The organism is Pseudomaricurvus sp., from assembly GCF_965662505.1.
GTDB lineage: Bacteria > Pseudomonadota > Gammaproteobacteria > Pseudomonadales > Cellvibrionaceae > Pseudomaricurvus.
On the sequence record NZ_CBFIHX010000065.1, the window covers coordinates 1 to 20,426 of the forward strand.

General features: G+C 49.3%; 13 protein-coding genes and 1 pseudogene. 9 read left to right on the forward strand and 5 right to left on the reverse strand.

Going from position 1 to position 20,426, the window contains the following annotated elements:
- From ACTG33_RS10315 to ACTG33_RS10335, 5 genes are all read left to right on the forward strand, one after another.
- Positions 1-1,716: TonB-dependent receptor (locus ACTG33_RS10315; protein ID WP_439135127.1), on the forward strand; the 1,716-nt coding region annotated here is incomplete at its 5' end.
- A gap of 101 nt (positions 1,717-1,817) precedes the next feature.
- Positions 1,818-2,147: a 2Fe-2S iron-sulfur cluster-binding protein gene (locus ACTG33_RS10320; protein WP_439135128.1), complete on the forward strand. Its 330-nt coding sequence runs from the start codon at positions 1,818-1,820 to the stop codon at positions 2,145-2,147.
- Between the two features lie 71 nt (positions 2,148-2,218).
- The gene (locus ACTG33_RS10325; RefSeq protein ID WP_439135129.1) at positions 2,219-3,955 is read left to right on the forward strand and encodes an FAD-dependent oxidoreductase; all 1,737 of its coding nucleotides are present in this window, start codon (positions 2,219-2,221) and stop codon (positions 3,953-3,955) included.
- A gap of 304 nt (positions 3,956-4,259) precedes the next feature.
- The gene (locus ACTG33_RS10330; RefSeq protein ID WP_439135130.1) at positions 4,260-5,453 is read left to right on the forward strand and encodes an FAS1-like dehydratase domain-containing protein; all 1,194 of its coding nucleotides are present in this window, start codon (positions 4,260-4,262) and stop codon (positions 5,451-5,453) included.
- Positions 5,454-5,592: 139 nt separating this feature from the next.
- A complete protein-coding gene (locus ACTG33_RS10335; protein WP_439135131.1) occupies positions 5,593-7,302 on the forward strand; it encodes a class I adenylate-forming enzyme family protein in 1,710 nt (569 codons plus the stop codon).
- A gap of 111 nt (positions 7,303-7,413) precedes the next feature.
- Here ACTG33_RS10335 and ACTG33_RS10340 read toward each other — a convergent pair whose 3' ends face one another.
- Positions 7,414-8,784 (reverse strand): spinster family MFS transporter, encoded by a 1,371-nt coding sequence (locus ACTG33_RS10340; protein WP_439135132.1) that lies wholly within the window; start codon positions 8,782-8,784, stop codon positions 7,414-7,416.
- Positions 8,785-8,968: 184 nt separating this feature from the next.
- Between ACTG33_RS10340 and ACTG33_RS10345 the strand changes: the two genes are divergently transcribed.
- Entirely contained in the window at positions 8,969-10,261 is a 1,293-nt protein-coding gene (locus ACTG33_RS10345; RefSeq protein WP_439135133.1) for a hypothetical protein, read from the forward strand.
- 305 nt (positions 10,262-10,566) lie between these two features.
- Positions 10,567-12,708, forward strand: coding sequence for a TonB-dependent receptor (locus ACTG33_RS10350; protein ID WP_439135134.1), 2,142 nt, complete (start codon positions 10,567-10,569; stop codon positions 12,706-12,708).
- Positions 12,709-12,844: 136 nt separating this feature from the next.
- On the opposite strand, the gene ACTG33_RS10355 is transcribed toward ACTG33_RS10350, so the two are convergent.
- From ACTG33_RS10355 to ACTG33_RS10365, 3 genes are read right to left on the reverse strand one after another with little or no spacing between them, the layout of a single operon-like run.
- Positions 12,845-13,942 carry a phosphotransferase gene (locus tag ACTG33_RS10355; RefSeq protein ID WP_439135135.1) on the reverse strand — a complete coding sequence of 366 codons (1,098 nt, stop codon included), beginning with the start codon at positions 13,940-13,942 and terminating at the stop codon, positions 12,845-12,847.
- Entirely contained in the window at positions 13,939-14,274 is a 336-nt protein-coding gene (locus tag ACTG33_RS10360; protein ID WP_439135136.1) for a Rieske (2Fe-2S) protein, read from the reverse strand. Before ACTG33_RS10360 ends, ACTG33_RS10355 begins: the two co-directional genes overlap by 4 nt.
- A 25-nt stretch (positions 14,275-14,299) precedes the next feature.
- On the reverse strand, positions 14,300-15,703 hold the full coding sequence (locus ACTG33_RS10365) for an aromatic ring-hydroxylating oxygenase subunit alpha (RefSeq protein WP_439135137.1): 1,404 nt from the start codon (positions 15,701-15,703) through the stop codon (positions 14,300-14,302).
- Between the two features lie 245 nt (positions 15,704-15,948).
- On the opposite strand from ACTG33_RS10365, the gene ACTG33_RS10370 reads away from it, so the two are divergent.
- Positions 15,949-16,431, forward strand: a complete 483-nt coding sequence (locus tag ACTG33_RS10370) for a VOC family protein (protein WP_439135138.1) — start codon at positions 15,949-15,951, stop codon at positions 16,429-16,431.
- A gap of 46 nt (positions 16,432-16,477) precedes the next feature.
- On the forward strand, positions 16,478-19,993 hold the full coding sequence (locus tag ACTG33_RS10375) for an indolepyruvate ferredoxin oxidoreductase family protein (protein ID WP_439135139.1): 3,516 nt from the start codon (positions 16,478-16,480) through the stop codon (positions 19,991-19,993).
- Between the two features lie 141 nt (positions 19,994-20,134).
- On the opposite strand, the pseudogene ACTG33_RS10380 reads toward ACTG33_RS10375, so the two are convergent.
- Positions 20,135-20,426, reverse strand: a pseudogene (locus ACTG33_RS10380) (hypothetical protein); the annotation flags it as partial.

The following is a 20,426-nucleotide window of genomic DNA, read 5'->3' on the forward strand; positions in this document are numbered from 1 at the left end:
GATACCGTGCTGTTTCGGGTAGCGTTTAACTCACTGGATAAAGACGGCTATATTGACAACATCTACAATGGCATTGAACACGGCGAAACTCATCGCGACAGTGGTCGGATGTCACTCACTGTACGACCCAATGAGAGCTTTGAAAATACCACCATGTACAGCTACTCCCGGTTGGAGGGTACAAATACCGGTGCCACCTATGCATGGAGTGTTTATCAATTTGGTCAAACCAATAACGGTTTTGCTCTGAATGGTGCTGCTGCGGCCTTGTATCCCGGTGCTGAGAGTTACCCCGCTGTACAGGATCAGCTGGGGCCTTACAAAACTCAGCATCCTTTTGGCGCGGATCACGTCGGTGATGATCAGATATTCACCAACACGACAATTTTCGATATCAATAACAACCTGCGGTTGAAAAATATCTTTGGCTACACCAGTGCCAATACCGATTCTGAACAGCCTGCCTTTGGTGCACCTTTCCCGACCTTTGCCACTCGCAACGTTAACACTGGCAAAGTGGGGAATGAGTTTGACCTGGAGTCCTTCTCGAACGAGCTGCAGCTCTCTGGTGAGGCGTTTGATTCCAGCTTGACCTACCTGTTGGGTATGTATCTGCAGCAGAGTAAGACGGAAACTCTGTGGCCACAGAGTTACTTTGTCGGCACGGTTGCGGAGGCAACGGCGACCAGTCATTTTGGTATAGATACCGATACTGCCGCCATCTACACACAAACGACCTACAATCTGACAGACCAGCTAAGTCTGACCGCCGGTGTTCGCTACACCGAAGAAGACGTCAGTATCGAGCAGTTGGAAAGCGCTGACTTCTATAATGTTCCCGGCTTTTCCAACAAACAGGATGAGTCATTTCAAGGCGCGTCCTGGGAGTTGGGTATTGAATACGATGTAAGCGAAGCGTTATTTGCCTATGCTAAAGCGCGTTCCAGCTTCCGCAGTGGTGGATTCAATGGGTCGGCGCCGCCGTTTGACGCAGATGCCACGGGTGGTGGTAATAAGTTTGATAAGGAGACCGTTGAAGATATCGAGTTGGGCTTAAAGTTTGAGGGTATGCTGTTTGAACGTCCAACACGAATGAATCTGGCACTGTATCAGCAGTGGGTTGAAGATGTTCAGCGCATTGAGTTTCCTGACCCGGATCCCTACCCCAACGGACTTGATTTACAGTCCATCGCCGTAACCGCAAACATTCCAGAAATGGAAGTGAAGGGCGTAGAGCTGGAAGCCTCAATGCTGGTGACCGATCTCGTGGAGCTGGGTGTTATGGCCACTTACACCGATGCGGAATTTACCGATGGTGATACGACCCTGTTTGGTGTGGATTACAGCTACAGTCCAGTAGCTAATACCCCGGATTCTACCTGGACTGTGTGGGCTAAAATCGATGTGCCGGTGGATACCTCTGTGGGTGAAATTAGTTTGTACACTGAAATTTATGGCCAGGATGATATGTACTTTTCCAACACGGCTGATTCCATCGCACCAGATACCAAACTGCCTTCCTATGAGTTAGTCAATATGCGTTTGAACTGGCAAGGCATTATGGGTAGCGACTTCTCCGCTGCGCTATTTGGCAAAAATCTCACTGACGAAGAATACTTTGTGGGAGGTATGGCGCTGGGTGCTTCTCTGGGGCATAACGCAGCAGCAGTGGGTGAGCCCCGTACCTATGGTGCGGAAATCACTTATCAATTTTAATCACAACATCAGTTTTGTATCCATGTATTCATTCGGATAGAGAGCTGATGTTAATAACAATGTATCAACCCGAAAAGTTCGGGCGTTAAAGAGGTAATCCAATGAGTGCAGTAACTATCACATTTGTTGAACCAGACGGAACTGAAAAAGTCATTAAGGATGCTGTAGTCGGTGAATCCTTAATGAATGTGGCCAAAGACAACGGTGTCGATGGTATTTGGGGAGATTGTGGCGGCGGCTGTGCCTGTGGCACCTGCCATGTCTACGTCGACGAAAAGTGGCAGGACACGGTCGGCAAACCGGATGACATTGAAGAAATGACTCTGGACATGGTGACCGAGGTACAGCAGGACAACAGTCGACTTTGTTGCCAGGTTAATGTGTCGCCAGAGCTCGACGGTTTAAGAGTAACTGTTGTTCCAGCTGAGTAACGCCTGCGCAGATGAATGTGTAGCTTGAGAATCGTAAATAATATTAAAACGTTTTGATCGCGGAGTGAAACATGAGTGAAGCAGAAACCTATGATGTGATCGTCGTTGGCTCTGGTGCGGCGGGTGCCTCGACGGCCTTGCGTGCGGCAGAATTAGGCCTCTCGGTATTGATTGTTGAAAAAGCGCATAAATACGGTGGTACTTCAGCCACGTCCGGTGGTGTCATGTGGATTCCCAATCACCAGCTCACACCGAGTGATGACAGCCGCGAAAGCTCGATGGAATACATCAATCATTTGTTACGCAGCGAAGTACAGCAGGATCGCCTGGATGCCTATGTTGATCAGGCGCCAAAAATGGCGGCCTTTTTGAAATCCGTTGGCATCCCACTTATGCCTGCGGCTTGGCCGGATTACTTTGCCGATGCGCCGGGCGCCAGGGATGACCGATCTGTGATCTGCGATACCTTTGACGGTCGGGATCTGGGCGATCATTTTCTGCATATGCGTGAACAATACACGCGTTTTAAAGTGTTTAATCGCTATGCAATGGATGTGGTGCAATTTTTTTCCATCTCTACCCGAGCGCCGGGCTGGATTAAAACATTTTTGAAAATGGCCTGGAGTTACTGGTCAGATCTCAGTACCCGTCTATTAGGCAAGCGCGATCGTCGTTTCACTCAGGGCGGCGCGCTGATGGGGCATATCTATAAGAAAATCTTTGATCGCGGCGTGGAAGTTCGCCTCGAAACCCGTCTTGATGATCTGATCGTGTCAAATAATGACGTTAAAGGTATCAAGGTGAGTAACTTTGGTCGTCCCTATGAAATCCATGCGCGTCATGGAGTTGTTCTGTGTGCCGGCGGGTTTGAATGGAATCAAGAGTTACGTGATCGTTACTGGCCGGTACCAGGACAGACTCGCAACAGCAGTTCTCCGGAAGATGCTAATCGTGGTGAAGGAATGATTGCCGGATTAAATGTCGGCGCGGCAACAGAGCATACGGAAGCTGGTTGGTGGATTCCCACAATGCATATGCCCATGCCCAAGGCGTCCAACTTTGAAGAAATTCATCAGGCGGCTTTCGATGTGGGACGTCCCCACAGTGTTTGCGTAAACCGCAATGGTGACCGATTTGTGGATGAAGCCTGTAGCTACGACGAATTTGGTGAGGCGATGGTGGCCGACCACCTGAAAACCGGTGCCAACAACCCCTGCTGGCTGGTGTTTGATGCCAATTTTCGGGCGAAGTTCACTGCCGGGGGCTTTATGCCCAGCGTGATTTCTCCGGATTGGACGATTCCCAAGGATTACTGGAATCACTACATTTTTAAAGCCGACACCATTGAGGCTCTGGCGGCTAAAGTACATCTGCCAGTGGATAAGCTGAAAGCTGTCGTGACCAATATGAACCAATACGCGATCAGCGGTGATGATCCAGAGTTTGGTCGTGGCAGCAACGATTATGACCGCATGTTTGGTGATGCCAATGTGACCCCTAATCCCTGTTTGGGGCCCATCAATAAAGCGCCTTATTACGCTGTGCCGATTAATTTGGGTGACTTGGGTACAAAAGGCGGGTTAAAAGCTGATGCCAACGGTTGTGTCGTTAACAATAATGATCAAGTTATTCCAAGTCTTTATGCGGCGGGTAACAACTCAGGCAGTCCATTTGGCAACCTTTACCCAGGTGCCGGTGGCACTATTGGTCCAGCCATGACGTTCGGTTATGTTGCCGCTAATCACATTGCCCAGCGTGCTGGAAAACTGTCGGTGGATTCAGAGAGTGCTGAAACAGCGGTAGCGTAAAGCGCCGCTGAGCACGCTGAAATCGAGAGTGAAACATTGCTCTATTTTGTGATCGTGAAATTTTTGTGATAGTTACAATGGCACCGATGTGAATGTCCTTCCTGTAAAACTTACTGGAGATCAGTTTGCGCGAACTGTATATGGCACTGCAGCTAGTGTGGAGATCTCCCTGAACAACTCGCTTACTATTTTCCCAATCAACAACGTTCTACCTGGTTAATAGTGATATTAAAGACACAGCAAAAAACGTTACCTTATAAGTTTAATAATAACCCCTGAATATTAATCACGAGGAGTGAATCCCATGTCTGCCACCAATGAGAACGAAAACTCAGTAACGCTGGATATGAGCGATGTCGATAAATGGGTTGGAAAACCCGTGATCTTTGCTGAATTGTGGGATCCCTGTAATGCTACCGACATCCGTCGTTGGGTTCAGGCCATGGATTACCCCAACCCCATTCACTGGAATGAAGAGTTTGCTCGCGAATCGAAATTCGGAGGCATTGTGGCACCACAGTCCTTTACCGTAGCCATGGATTACGGCCACGGTTGCCACCCCGCCTGTGTGGGCAATATCCCGGGCTCACACCTGATCTTTGGAGGGGAAGAGTGGTGGTTTTACGGGACTCCCATTCGTCCGGGGGATAAATTAACCCAGAAGCGTCGCTTTGATGGCTACGACATTTCGGATACCAAGTTTGCCGGTCCGACTGTATTTTCACGCGGGGATACCGTACACCACAACCAAAATGGTTCTATGGTGGCTAAAGAGCGTTCTACCGCCATTCGATATTTGGTGGAAGAAGCCAAAAAGCGCGGCATGTACGATAAAGAACAGCGTGCGCCGAAAAAATGGACATCCGAAGAACTGGATGAAATTGCGCGTACTCGTATGGACTGGATTTTGTCCAATCGTGAAGGTAAGTCTCCACATTTTGAAGAAGTTCAGATCGGCGACAAGCTACCTCGTCGTGTCATCGGTCCTCACTCAGTTGTCACTTTCGCTTTGGAATGTCGTGCGCACCGGCAGAATATTTGGGGCACATGGCGCTGGAATGCTCCGGAAGGGGTATACGATCCCGCCAAAGAAGATGCAGGCTTTGCTTCCAATATGACTTATGACCACGAAGCCGGACTGATTGATCCTCGCCAGAAAGATGGTCTGTATCACGGACCGTCCAGCGGTCATATCAATCAAGATAAAGCCGAGAAAATTGGTATGGGTGGCGCCTACGGTTACGGGGCTTCCATGAGTGCCTGGTTCCATGACTACATGGCCTATTGGGCAGGGCATGAAGGGTATATTTGGCATTCCAAATCCCAATTCCGTATGCCGGCTTTTGAAGGTGATGTGACCTATATCGAAGGTGAAGTCATCGACAAGATCGAACAATCTCCTTATGGCATGCCGGTTGTTCAAGTCAAGGTTAAGCAAATGACTCAAGATGGGGACGTTATCCTCAGTGCCACAGCTGAGATTGAGCTGCCTTACTAAACCGTACTTTTGGCATTCGAATCAATCAGAACCCTGACTCTAACGTCAGTTAGAGACAGTCGCGGCGCTTCTTTTCGGAGCGCCTATATACCATAGGCTGTGCAATTATGGGCACAGCGAAATAGGCACAGCGAAAATAATGATAAAAACACCACTATCTTTATTCCACGCCACCCCACTCAATGAAGAGCCGGGTATTGGTGCACTTTCTCTTCCGGGATACCTTCGGGAAGTGACTTCGCAATACGCTCCGCGCGAAGCTGTTGTTATGCATCACGATGACTCCGTGCTTCGGTGGACGTATCAGGATCTGTGGAATGAATCTGCCAGAGTGGCAAAAGCTCTGATCGCCAATGGCGTTAGTAAAGGTACACGCGTTGGGATTTTAATGACAAATCGCGCAGAGTACTTAAGTGCGTTGTTTGGTACCGCTCTCGCTGGTGGTGTTTCCGTTGTATTCAGTACATTTTCCACTGAAGATGAAATGCGACATCTACTCAGTGTTTCCGATGTGTCTATTTTGCTGTTTGAAGATCAGGTGTTAAAAAAAGACTTTGCCAGCATGCTAACACAGCTGGAGCCGAATATTCTGTCTGCGAAATATGGTGCTGTGTCATCAGATAAGTTCCCTTATCTTAAGAGCCTGGTTTGTCTTGATGGTGTGGCTAAAGCAGGAAGCCGCTCGGAGTCAGATGTCTCAAGTATCGACGCATTTGATAACTGGGCATCGTTTCTTGCTACAGCCGAAACTGTTTCTGATTCCTTACTGGAGGCAAGAGCTGAGAAAGTTCATCCCGCGGACGATGGTGCTTTGTTCTTTTCATCTGGAACTACCAGTCTGCCGAAAGGCATATTGCATTCGCAACAGGCGTTTACCATTCAGTTTTGGCGTTGGAAACGATTGTGGGGACTTGATCAACCGTCCCGCAGCTGGACCGGCAATGGATTTTTCTGGTCGGGCCCAGTTTCCATTATTGTTGGGACGGCACTATCGACCGGCGGTGCGATTATCCTACAGCCACTGTTTGATGCGGATCAGGCTCTTGAACTGATAGAGTTGGAAAACGTGACGTTGATGAATGGCCGTCCTCATCAATGGGCACGGATGCAAGCGAGTCCGCGCTGGGCAGAAGCTGATTTAAGTAGCTTACGTCAAATCACCAAAGGCGAACTCATCATGGAGCATCCAACGGTGACTACCACTTGGGAAATGCCCAATGCCTTTGGCACCACAGAAACTATGAGTATTCTGTGCTCGTTTGTGATTGGTGATCCTGAAAACTCTGACCCTTGTAATTTTGGCCCGCCTTTGCCTGGTAATATTCTGAAAGTGATTGATCCGATGACCGGTGAAATCGTTGCCATGGGCGAAAGAGGGGAGGTCTGCATTAAAGGCCCCACGTTGATGAAGGGCTATTTGGGCAAGTCTCCGGAAGATATTTTTGATGAAGATGGCTATTACCGCACAGGTGATGGCGGCTATATTGATGAGCAAGGTCATCTGTTTTGGGAAGGACGACTGAACGACATCATCAAAACTGGTGGAGCCAATGTCTCACCAGAAGAAGTGGATTCCATTATTGGTAACTATCCGGGGGTTAAACGCTCCCAGACGGTTGGTGTACCTCATGAAACTCTCAGTGAAATGGTGGTGGCCTGTATTGTTCCGATGGAAAATAGCTCTCTGGGCGAGCAGGAAATTATTGCGTATTTGAAGGAAAAACTGGCGAGCTTTAAGGTTCCCAGAAAGGTTCTATTCTTTACTGAGGATGAATTCTCTTTGACGGGCAACGAAAAAGTGAAAGCCAGTGATATCCGTAACATCGCCACTGCGCGTTTGACGGGCTAGGGCGCATTAACGAATCGAAAATAATAGTACGAACTCAAGAAAACTGTAGCGGGAGTCTTTCCCGCTACAAATGATCAGACTTGTCAGAGAAGAAGTTCTTAAGTTGGCTTATTAGCTAGCCGTGGCGGGATCGTCATTCCAACCGTCTGCTTCTGTCACGGCTTCCCGCATCGGAGCAAAACCCAGATAGAGAATATATGCGGCTATCGGACAACAAAAACCAATGGTAGTGGCCATTGCCAGCCCCAGGTTTGACCCAAACAGCTGATCCGAAATTGCAGCGACAACAATGGGGCCTGCGGCCATACCGATAAGGCCACCAGTCACCCCAAAGAAAGCAATGCCAGTGCCGCGAAGCTCATTGGGAGTAACAAGGTTTAACGCAGCGCTGTAACAAGCGGGTAACGGTGCCAGCAGTAATAGAAAGACTCCAATACCGGATAAAAATACCCAGGGATTGTCGCTGGTCGTAGCAATAATCCCAATGGGTGCAGCTACAATAAGACAGCCTGCGTACCAGCGCAGCTGAGCATCTCGATATCCGCGTCGGTACATGGCGTCCATGATGTATCCGCTTAGCAATTTCCCTGAAATGCCTGCGGCGATCAATACCAAACCGAGTGTCAATCCAATTTGGCTGGCGCTCCAGCCAAAATTTCTGCTCATATAAGCGGGATACCACATTCCACCGCTGGCGAGGATGACCGACGCAATGGCGAAGCCGGTGTAGTGGCAAGCGAAAAAACGCTTCCGTGTTGCCATAAACTTGAGCAGCTCCCCGTAGGAACTGAACAGATTTCTTCTTTTAGTATTATCGGACTCGCTGAGTCTTCCACGACGAACAGGTTCTGGAATGGTAAAGATCAACAAGGATAAAAATGCACCGGGAATACCGACAATCAAAAAGACGGTCTGCCACGGACGTAATTCACCAATAAAGGGAAGTACAATAGGATCTGAGTTGGCTACGAGATCAACGATAATGCCACCTAGAAGATAGGCCATCCCCGAGCCGATTGTCGCGCCAATGGTGTAAACCGCAAGGGCAGACGCGAGTCGGTCACGGGGGAACAGATCTGTGAGCATGGAGTTGGCATTGGGATTGAGCCCTGCTTCCCCAGCGCCAACCCCCACTCGGGCAAATAACAGCTGCAAAAAACTTTGAGCTATTCCGCAGGCTGCAGTTGCAAGGGACCAGACGGATACACTGAAAAAAATAATCCAGCGTCGACTGTACCTGTCAGCCAAAGATCCGGCAATCAAACCAAATATTGAATAAGTAAAAGTAAATGCCAGACCCTGTAAAAGGCCAAATTGAAGATCAGTGATTTGCAAATCATTTTTGATCGGATCAACCATTAGGGCAATAATGAAGCGATCAAGAATCGACAGCCAATAGAGCAGGGATAGAATGAGCGTTGCACGCCACGCAACAGATGGCGCAGGGTAAGGCTGTCGATTGACAGAAAGAGTTTCAGGCATCTTAGAAATCCTGTTCTAATTTTTTATCATTTTTTCAGGCTTGTGCGTTTTTGTGAAACGTCATCTGATGCTAACACTGGCCATCAGTGTTGTATATGTTTTCAGGGTGGTATTATCTCTTCTTTTCATGATGAATCCACAAAACGTAAACCACAAAGTATTTCGACAGTAAGAGTATAAAATTATGAAGATTGACTGGGTTCCTGGAGACCATTTAGGTTTACAAATGCCGGCACATACAGAAGCTTTTATTAAAGGGGGTCCCGAATTTCTCACACAGGCTTTTCAAGCGTCAGGTATATTACCGAATGACAACTGTGTGACTGATGTTACAGGATTCCAAGAAATTTCTGGAGGCAGTACGGGACGTAAACTAATCGTTTCGGTCGATTATGAGAAGCCATCACCAGAATTACACAATGACCTTTTTGTAAAGTTTTCAAGGGATTTTGATGACGTACATAGGGATGCAGCGAAAACGCAAATGGAGTTAGAAGTATTGTTTGCACTGCTCTCCAGGGATCCGGGTTTTCCGATTGCGGTCCCGACCTGTTATTACTCCGATTATCATCATCAGAGCGGAACAGGCATATTGATCACTCAACGGATTCCTTATGGTTTTCATGGGGTCGAAAAGTTGTATCCTAAATGTCTGGATTATCAAATGCCAGAGCCACTGAATCACTACAAAGCGCTAATTACAGCGCTTGCGCGTCTTTCAGGAGCTCATAAGGCCGGTCGGCTGTCATCAGTTGTGGAAGAATATTTCCCGTTTGAGCCGGAAAAGCTTTCGGTTAGCCAGAGGAAACCCTATACCCCAGAGAAGATCTGTGAAAAAGTCGTTCAATACGCTCAGTTCAGTCATGATTATCCTCAAATATTACCGAAGAACATACGAAGTGAAGCATTTATTGCCCGTATAAAAGAAGAGGCTCCGAAGTTTCAAGCTCTGGAGGCTGTGGCTAAAAAGATTTTACAGAGTGATTCAGAACTGACTGCGTTATGTCACTGGAATGCGCATGTTGATAATGCCTGGTTCTGGCGAGATGCTTCCGGTCCGCTTGAATGTGGCCTGATGGATTGGGGGAATGCCAGTCAGATGAACTTGGCTATGGCAATTTGGGGATGTTTGAGCGCTGCTGAGTTGACGATTTGGGATAATCATCTGGATGAGCTTCTTGAACTCTTTGCTGAAGAGTATAAGCAGGCTGGTGGTGGGACGATTGATTTGCAGAAGCTTAATCTGCATTTGAAAATCTATGTCGGTATGATGGGGCTGGCTTGGATGCTCGATGCTCCAAAGTTAATCTTGGCCAAAGTGCCTGATCTGAACCACGTGGATGATCGTTTGGACCCCCGGATTCAGCGCAGTGAGCGAGGTCGGTCACAATTGCTGATCATGTCTGTGTTTTTAAACTTCTGGCAGAAACAGAACATGCAAGAGGTTATTGATTACATGACAAATTATTCAAATTGATATCGTCGAAGTATTTCTTCGTAATTTTTATTTTAGCCTTTAATACTGTTCTATGACTGTATCTGATCCTTCTTTTGACTGTCACTGATTAAGTGAGTAAAGATAGTTTTACGGACTTGCTGATAATCATTTTATAACTATTAATCTCTGTACAGCAGATAAGAGCGATAGCTTGAGTGCTGCGTTTCCGAATCCTCATCGCGGGTCGGCGGAAATAGATAATTATAACAATGATACTCAGGAGACACTTAATGTATTCAAGATCTAAATGCGTCAGTTTTCCACGTTTTCGTCACGTTCTTCCAATGACTTTAGTTTCGGCAATCAGTGCCGTGAATGTACAAGCTCAAGAAACTACAGATCCAGGAACGAGGGCACGAGCCACCCTGGAGGAGGTTGTTGTTACCGCGCAACGCAGAGAAGAAAACCTTCAAGACGTGCCAATTTCTGTCGTTGCAATTTCGGATGACTTTCTCAATCAGGGCGGTGTAGATGGTACTGCTTCACTGCCACAGATGGTACCCAGTGTTCAGTTGGTACGTTCTGGACCTTCAGGTATGTTTTTTGTAAGGGGAGTGGGTAATACGAGTGGTGGCACTGGCGAAGAGGGCGCCAATGCGATGTATGTTGATGGCGTGTTTCTCCCGGATTTAAAACAGTCGATTCTCAAGTTTAATAATATTGAGCGTATTGAAGTTTTGAAAGGTCCCCAGGGTACGTTGTTTGGTCGTAATTCATCCGGTGGTTTAATCAATGTGATTACTCGTGAGCCGGGAGATGAGCTGGTTGTAAAAGCAAAGGCGGGCATCAGCAATTATCAAACACAAACAGCTCAGTTATATGTGGCTGGGCCCGTGTCGGAAAACCTCAGTGCTGATATTGCTCTCACCTCAACAAATCAGAGCGAAGGCTGGGGCGAGAATCAGGCCACGGGCAAAGATGTCGGTAAAGGCTGGGATTGGGGAGTCCGCTCAAAATGGGTGTGGACACCTAATGATGCGACGAAGATAAGTGCATCAGCGGAATACACCAAACAGTCGGACGATTATACGTCTGCTTTTCGGTTGGCTCCCGATTCCGTGGGACTGGATCCTGTGAGTGGTAGTTTTTTGCCTCCCTCAGATCCCTATGATACGAATACGCCTGACCAACAGTTTAATGATCAGCGAAACATAGGATTCAACCTTACCGCTGAAATTGATCTCGGATGGTCGACGTTAACCAGTATTACGGCCTATCGGGATAACAAGAACCTCAGTTCTCTTGACCCGGACACTGGCCCCAGTGCTCTGTATCATATCAATATTGACTCATCTACGCAGTCTTTACAGGAAGAAATACGTTTATCTTCTAACACGACCGATCCCTTAAGTTGGCAGACGGGTATCTTTTTGTTACGAGCGGAAAGCGAGTTGTCGCCACAACAATCAGAGGGGATTCTACTCTCGGCAGTCGGTGGTGGTAATGATGTGAATTCAACCATGACAACCTGGTCATCATCAGCGTTTGGTGAAATAAGCTATGCATTAACAGATGCAACGACTTTAACGGCAGGCATTCGCTATACCCTGGATAAGCAAACACTGGATGGCGAACAATCCTTCTTTAACCCTGCTATACCCGCCATTTCTGTACGAGAGACTGAAGATGATGAGGAGACGACTTATCGTCTTGCGTTACGTCATGACATCACTGATCAGGTTAATGTGTATGCGTCTTACAACCGTGGATACAAGTCTGGTGTGTTTTCAATGTCTTCCATTACTCAGCCTCGTGTATTACCGCAGACTATTGATGCCTACGAGCTGGGTATGAAGTCGCAACTCTGGGATGATCGTCTTCGACTCAACCTTGCAGCGTTCCACTACGACATCAGTGATTACCAGGTTCGTGCCGCAACCAATGTGGGCGCTAACGCGGTACTGTTGAATGCGGCTGAAGTGGAGGTCGATGGTTTGGAAGTGGAATTCGAGGTGATTCCATTCGAGAATCTGCGTGTATTCGGGTCGGCTACATTTCTGAATTCAGAGTTTTCAGAGTTTCCTTTAGCACCGTATGCCATTCCGAACCCTGCCAGTATCGGCGGTAGCTCAACAGTCATTCAGAGCGCTAAAGGTAATGACACGCCTTTGGCTCCTGAATTGGCGGCCAGCCTTGGGGTTAACTACAGCGTACCGATTGGAAACGGCAGCCTGGAAATGAACCTTCTTTACAGTTACAACGATGGTTATTTTTATGAATCGGATAACCGTTTGGAGCAACCCGCCTTTGATACCGTGAATGGGTCTATTTTGTATCAGGCGAACCAAAACTGGAGTGTTGAGTTATGGGGACGCAACCTGATGGATGAAACCTATCACGTGCAGAAATTAGGCAGTGCATTAGCCGATGTGGCCGTTCCGGCTGCACCTCGAACGTATGGAATCAGTCTTCATTACGACTACTAAGATTCCGGGGAGATCATCAGAGTACCTGAAACACGATACTCTGATGGTGAATGGTCTTGATCCTGCAGCTCTGTGCAGAGATTACAATGATTTTACGGGGTTGTAGGCATTCAATAAAAGCGTTGGCAGAGTAAAACTAAACTCCAACCGCATCCAGTGCAGACAAAGTATCCAGCTCAACAAAAGCCGTTGAAAAACGCTGGGCTAATGCCAGTGAAATTTCTTGTGCCTGATAACTGTTGGTGCCCAGTGTAGACAACCAGATCGCCATGCCGTAAGCCGGAGTGGTGCGATAGGTCAGCCACGCTTCTTCCGAAGATGGACGTTGATCCTCTGGAATATCAAGAGCATTGCGATACTCTTCGATAAGTTCTTTTTCGTGGGCTCGACGATCCTCTTCAGTCAGAGAGCCTACCAAGAAGTACCCGACATCCTGTGACCAGTTTCCTCGACGAACCACTTGCCAATCGAGGAAGCCCACATCACCATCGGCCAAAACATAGGTATTCCCGATGTGTGCGTCTCCATGTAGGAACGTCATTGTTCCTTGGGTCAAAGACGTCACATAACGTGCCCAATATTCTACGATTTCGTCACCACTGTAAGCCGCGATTGCTTCAGGAATGTTTGTTCCCGCGCGCTCAAGCCCGATGGGAACACATCGTTTCAATCCCACTTGCCAACCCTGACTGGGTTTCCAGTTTTTGACCCAGTCCAGCTTTGGGTGCGTCTTTTTAGAAAATCCCCAATATAAGCTGTGTAAACGAGCCAATCCTCGCAGACCATTGGCAACCTGCTCGACCGTCATTGGTCGTGTGGCGTCTCTAGGGTCGGCGCCACGCTGTGTTAGATCTTCCATCACCAACAGAAAGTCCAGCCGCAAACGGTCGACAATGGACTTATAGACGATCGGGTGATCCACTCCGAGAGGTACCTCCGCAGCAAATAAACGTGCTTCATTAAAAAGATTGCCATTGCGCAAATGCACAAACCGGTGATTCGCAGCATGCGCTTTCAGAAACAGAGACGTAGGCCCAGTGCCAGCAGAATATGTCAGCCCAAAGCGAGCGCGTCGGTTGGTGCCGTCATCGCGCATTACTATCTTGGCTTCATCAACTCGAGCTTCAGGGTGATGACTCGCAATAGCCGCCGTCATCCATTCGGGCGTAACGTCTTGCCATTGTGGCGGTATCCGAGAAGTCTTCAAACCTTTGCTTCGAGTGAAAAAATTCATACTTGAACCTCGATCCAATCGTCCACAATACGCAATTTGTAGGTGTCGATTGGTTTAGTGGCCGGCAGATTCAGTGCCTCACCGGTTTCCAGATTAAATTTCGCCCCGTGCACTGGACAGGTAATGGCGCAGTTGCGAACCCGACCGTTAACCAGCGGCTTCACCTGATGGGAACAGATGTTAGACACCGCAAACAATCGGTCTTTTGTGTTGCATACCAACACCCAGACACCATTGATTTTGGCGGCTTTTTTACCGCCGGGTGGCACCTCAGAAACCTCACAAAAACGTGTGAATTCAGATGCCACCGGGATTTTGTCTTCTTCATTCATACTGCTTAAACCCCGATTCAGGCCTTTATTGGCCTGATACGTATTTATCGACGGCCATTTCAAAATGGCGCACGCGGATTTCCTGATAATTCCCCAGTGTCAGGCCTGGCTTGGCGCTCGCCTCGACCCCTTGTTGCTGCATAATCAGGTTTTCGGTGTCTTGATCGAGAATCGCGCCAAAACCGGGATCCATGCCTTCGGCTTCGGTGAAGGACTGGAATTCATCCAGGTACACCGGCTCTGCAGGATCGGGACGCTCGCCTTCTTTCGGTACCGGACGCAGGAAGAACACCTCATAAATGGTCATACGATGATCTTTCGGATCTGGACGGAAACGGTACACCATGGGGAGTGAAATACCGGGGAACACAAACGTGTTCGGGAACAGGGTGTAGGAGAAGCAATCCAGCAGCTCGGAATCGGAAACGTCACTCAGATCGGTGTTGGTGGCCTGCTCAAACATGGAACGCATGGTATCTGCCATCCGCTGGCGAGCGGTTTCACCGTCTTTTAGGGTGCGATCTACATCACCCAGTACGGACGCATCCCCGACGGTAAACTGATCGAGAATATCCTGTTCGGTGTACTGGCCTTTCAAATGCGGACTGAGCACTCCCAACGGTGAAATAAAGCGGTTCACGTGCTCGCCATACGTATCGTACTGTGAGTTGGCGTCGGCATTGGAAACAGCCACCTGTGGGTGGGTTTCAATCACGTGGTAAGCTTCCATAAAGGCTTCCATGGTGAGCTTCCAGTTGGCCGGAATCAGTTTGGACACGTGGCACTGGATATAGCGGTTCTCAAGCCCCCAGTTGTTGATGTGGTCCATAAACTCTGGTCCCAAATAATCTTCCAGAGACGGCGCATCGTGATCCATATTGATAAACACAAAGCCCGCCAGCGTTTCGACTTTGGCTTCGGGGAGGGAGAACTTCTCTTCTTCAACGTGAGGAAAGTCCCAGGGGCAAACGGCTTGCTTTAAGGTGCCGTCAAGGTTCCAGGTCCAACCGTGGAAGGTACATTTGAACTCCTGAGTGCAGCCTTCGGTATTGGAGGCACGCAGTTTAGTCCCCCGGTGCAGACAGGCATTGTAGTAGGCGCGGATATCATTTTCGGCAACGCGAGTGATGATGAAAGAATGACGGCCTATGTCGTAGACGTAGTAGTCGCCCGGTTCGGGGATGTGCTCTTCGCGACAGGCAAACTGCCAGGTGCGGTTCCACAGGTTGTCGTATTCTTTTTTAGAAAATTCGGGGTCGTAGTAACGGTCGGTGGAGATGTCTTCGCTGCCCAAATACTCGTAGGATTCGGAGCGAACCCACTTGGGCGCCTCGACCTTGTCACTGGCAATGATGTCTTGTGTGCTTGGCTCGTCCGGGTAGCGGGCTTCACCGAATGCCATCGATTTGTCTTTTAGCTGTTCGCTCATCAGTTTTCTCCAGCTCAGGCTTGTTTTTATCGTGGGATCATTATGTCACCCCCCCTAAAGCCTCAAAATGACTGCGTCTGCACACCCGCTTGCCTCTCTCTGTGAGCCCTCTTATCCGCTTTTACTGAGCCCGTTAGACTGAGTTCTCGACAAAGACGAATATAGACACAAGTTGGCACAAGATTGTTCTCACAAAAACCATAAATTTGGGAAAAACAATAAAACAGCCTGCAGGAGAATTACCCATGATCAGAGGTATACATCATATTGGCGTTCATGTTCACGATATGGACAGAATGATCCAGTTCTATCGCGAAGCCTTTGGCTTTGAGCTGGTTGGCGAGCCCTTTCAGTGGAGTGATGATGAGTTTATCGATCGCATTGTAGACGTGCCGCAATCGGCCGCCAAAGGCTGCATGCTGCGGGCTGGCACCTGTTATATGGAGCTGTTTCAGTACAGCGCCCCGACGCCTAAATCGACAGAGCCGCTGAACCCCTACGACAAAGGCTACACCCACTTTTGCGTGGATGTGACGGACATTGAAACCGAGTACACCCGCCTGAAAGCTGTGGGAATGACGTTCAGTGAGCCAGCGCCGATAGATGTGGGCCATGTGAAGTCTATCTATGGGCGCGATCCGGAGGGCAACGACATTGAAATCCAGGAAACCACCGACGAATGTGACTTCCCTCTGGATCAATTAAGCACTGACCCAACGCGCCCATAATCAATTGGCTGGCCAGCATCCACTCGAACACAGATACCGTAATCACATGACAAAGCCTGAAACGACACACCTTCCTGTCACATCACTGGATGACAAGTACACCCAGCCTGAAGGGCAGGTGTTTATGACATCTAACCAGGCGCTGGTGCGCCTGCCTCTGGATCAGATTCGCCGTGACCGGGCTATCGGACTTCATACCGCCGGTTACATTTCCGGTTATCGCGGTTCACCGCTGGGTGTGTATGACTCGGCATTATGGGGCGCGCAAAAGCTACTGGATGAACACAATATCGTATTTCGTCCGGGGTTGAACGAGGAACTGGCGGTCAGTGCGATTCGCGGCACTCAAGAAGTTGAATGGTTCGGCAAGACCGATTTTGACGGAGTATTTGGTCTTTGGTACGGCAAAGGCATTGGTGTAGACCGCGCCTGCGAATCCATGAAGCTGGGTAATTTTGAAGGGGCATCGGCTCAGGGAGGCTTTTTGATCGTGGCCGGAGATGACCACGGTGGCAAATCCTCTGACAGTGCCCATCAATCCGAGCACACACTGATGGCTGCCATGGTGCCAATTCTGTATCCGTCGAGCATCAGTGAAATCATTGAATATGGTCTGTTTGGTTGGGCCATGTCTCGCTACAGCGGTTGTTATGTGGGACTGAAAACCATCACTGATACCCTGGACTTGTCGGGATGTGTCGAACTTCCAGATGCTTATCAACAGTACATCACGCCAACTGATGTGCAGATTCCGCCGGAGGGATTAAACCTGCGTCCCAATCTTCCACCTCTGGTCGAGGAAGAATGGCTGGTTAATCATCGTTTGCCGGCGGCTACGGCCTTCGCCCGCGCCAATGGTATTGATCGGGTCATGATTGATGGAGAACGTCGCAATCTGTCGATTGTGTCAGCTGGCAAAGCCTATCTGGATGTTCGTCAGGCCTTGGCCGACTTAGGGCTGGATGAAGCCACCTGTCGCAAGCTGGGTATTCGTCTCTACAAGCCGGGCCTGGTCTGGCCGATGGACCCGCAGGGATTGACCGAATTTTCTGCGGGCAGTCAGGCGGTGCTGGTGGTGGAAGAAAAACGTCCGGTCATGGAAGATCAGATTGCTCAGCAACTGTATGGCCTGGATGCGAATCAACGCCCAGCCCTGACCGGCAAGCGGGATATGCATGGCGCTTCGCTGCTGCCTTCTGTGGCGGAACTGTCTGTAGGCAAAGTGCGTCACGCCATCAAAACCCTGATGGATCAGCTGGGGCTGCAAGACGATCACGTGGACACGCACTATCACGGGTATCTGGAGCTGGAAAAACGCGCTGGTGAACTGGGCAGCGATGCCGTACGTCCGGCGTTTTTCTGTTCCGGTTGTCCGCACAATACCAGTACCAAAATTCCTGAAGGCTCCAAAGCCATGGGCGGTATTGGCTGTCACGGTCTCGCGGCGGTTGTGATGGATCGTGACACCATGCAATTTATGCCCATGGGGCACGAAGGCTCGCCGTGGAATTCCGTCAGTCAGTTTGTGGATACACCACACATGTTTCAGAACATGGGGGATGGCACTTACTCCCATTCGGGCATATTAGCAATTCGCGCCGCTGTGGCTGCCAAAGCGAACATTACCTACAAAGTGCTGTACAACGATGCGGTGGCCATGACTGGTGGTCAGCCGGTTGAGCAACAAATCACTCCGATGGACATGGTGAATCAATTGCTCTCTGAAGGTGTGCGGCCGGTTTACCTGGTGTCGGATAGTCCAGATCAATATAAATCCGTGACTCTGCCCAGCAATACGTTTCTGCGTCACCGTGATGAGATGGACAATCTGCAACGTCAGCTGCGTGAAAGCAAAGGCGTGACCGCGATTGTGTACGAGCAAACCTGCGCGACTGAAAAACGTCGCCGTCGCAAACGTGGCCTGATGGACGATCCAGACAAGCGTGTGTTTATTAATCCGGAAGTGTGTGAAGGCTGCGGTGATTGCTCGGTGCAATCCAATTGCATCAGTGTCTTGCCGCTCGAAACTGAGTTTGGCCGCAAACGCAAAATTGATCAGTCCACATGCAATAAAGATTACAGTTGCGTCAAAGGCTTCTGCCCCTCGTTTGTGAATGTCACAGGCGCAAAAATCGCGGTGCATGTGACAGGCGATAAAGATCGTCTGCAACAACTGGTGGATCAGCTGCCCGCGCCCATGTTGGCACCACTGGACGAACGCGGTTACAACATTCAGGTGGCAGGCATTGGTGGCACGGGCGTACTGACCATCGGCGCTCTATTGGGTATGGCCGCGCACCTTGACGGTAAAGGTTGCACCATTCTCGATTTAACCGGCATGGCGCAAAAAGGCGGTTCGGTGACCAGCCATATTCGCATTGGACAAAACCCCAAAGGCATATACACCTCGCGTCTCTCAGAAGGCATGGCAGATCTGCTGATCGCCTGTGATTTGATTGTGGCTTCAGGTGCACCAGTGTTGAAAAGCGTTCGCCCCGGTCACACGGCTGCAATTATGAATACAGATGTTGCACCTACCGGTGAATTTCAAACCAACAAACATTTGGATCTGGGCGAAGCGCGTCTTCGCAAAGCCGTTGTCGACGCCATTGATGGCGGCTCGGCTTTCAGTCTGCACGCCAGCAAGCTGGCCACTGACCTTACTGGTGATAGCATAGGCACCAATATGCTGATGCTGGGTTACGCGGCACAAAAGGGTTTGTTGCCACTGTCTATCGAATCCATACAGGAGGCTATTCGTCTGAATGGTACTTTTGTGGAAGGTAATCTGCGTACCTTTGCCTACGGCCGTCTGGCCGCTCACGATCCTGATGCGCTGGCTGCCGAATTGGATGATGGTCCAGAAGCGGTTTCTCTGGACACCGTAGACGATGTACTCGCCAGCCGTACTCGTTTACTGACCGCTTATCAAAATGAAGGCTACGCCAAACACTACAGCGATTTTGTCGCTCAGATTCGTCAACAGGTATCCCACGTCGATGGTGGCGAGACCTTTGTTCGTGAAGTGGCCCTGACACTGGCGCGGTTGATGGCCTACAAAGATGAATACGAAGTGGCTCGTCTATACACCGATCCGAAGTTTCTGGAGCAAATTCGCGCGCAATTCGCCGGGGATTTTAAGCTAAGCTTTAATCTTGCACCTCCGATGTTACCCGGTAAAGACAAAGCGACTGGTCGTCCAAAGAAACGTACTTTTGGCTCCTGGATCATTCCAGCGTTTAAATTTTTGGCGGCCATGAAAAGTCTGCGTGGTACCGCCCTGGATCCGTTCGGTTACACTGCCGAACGCCGTATGGAGAGACGCCTGATCGAAGATTACCGTAGCCTGATTGAAAGCGTTGCCGGTAAGGTAACGGCAGAAAACCTGTCCGCAGCTTTACAGCTCGCCAGTGCAGCTCGCGATATTGCTGGTTATGGCCCGGTTAAAGAGGCGGCGGTTGAGCAGTACAAAGAGGCGCTTCCGGCTTTAAAGGTAGCTTTAGATAATCCGTCGAATGCCGAGAGTGGTATTCAGTATGTTGAGGTTAAACAGGTATCCTGAGATCGAAAAAGATCTTGGTTCGATCTATAAAAATTAGGAGCCTTTCTAGATCACTACTCGGCAAATAAAGCTACCGTGGTTGCCGGTCTTGAGCATATTCCTTAACAGAGCTCAAAACCGACAACACAATCAGCGGTAGCTTTACTTAGCGAGCGTCACGACCACTTCTTTCAGTTTGCCTTCAAAGCTCAGCGGCGTTTGGTAGTCGTAAGTGACTGGCGTTCCCGTATCGGCACCAATATCCTGATTTTCGGACAGGGAGTACTTCATTGGGGATGTCCGCTCCACTTTGCTGGTCGCCACTTTTTTGCCATCGGCGTACAGGGTAAGTGTGCCGCCCTTGCCAACTTCGCCTTTATTGCCAGCGTAGTCAAACTTCAGCTTCAGCTTGCGATCTCCCGCAGCGATAGGACTATCACTGGTGGCGGTGTAG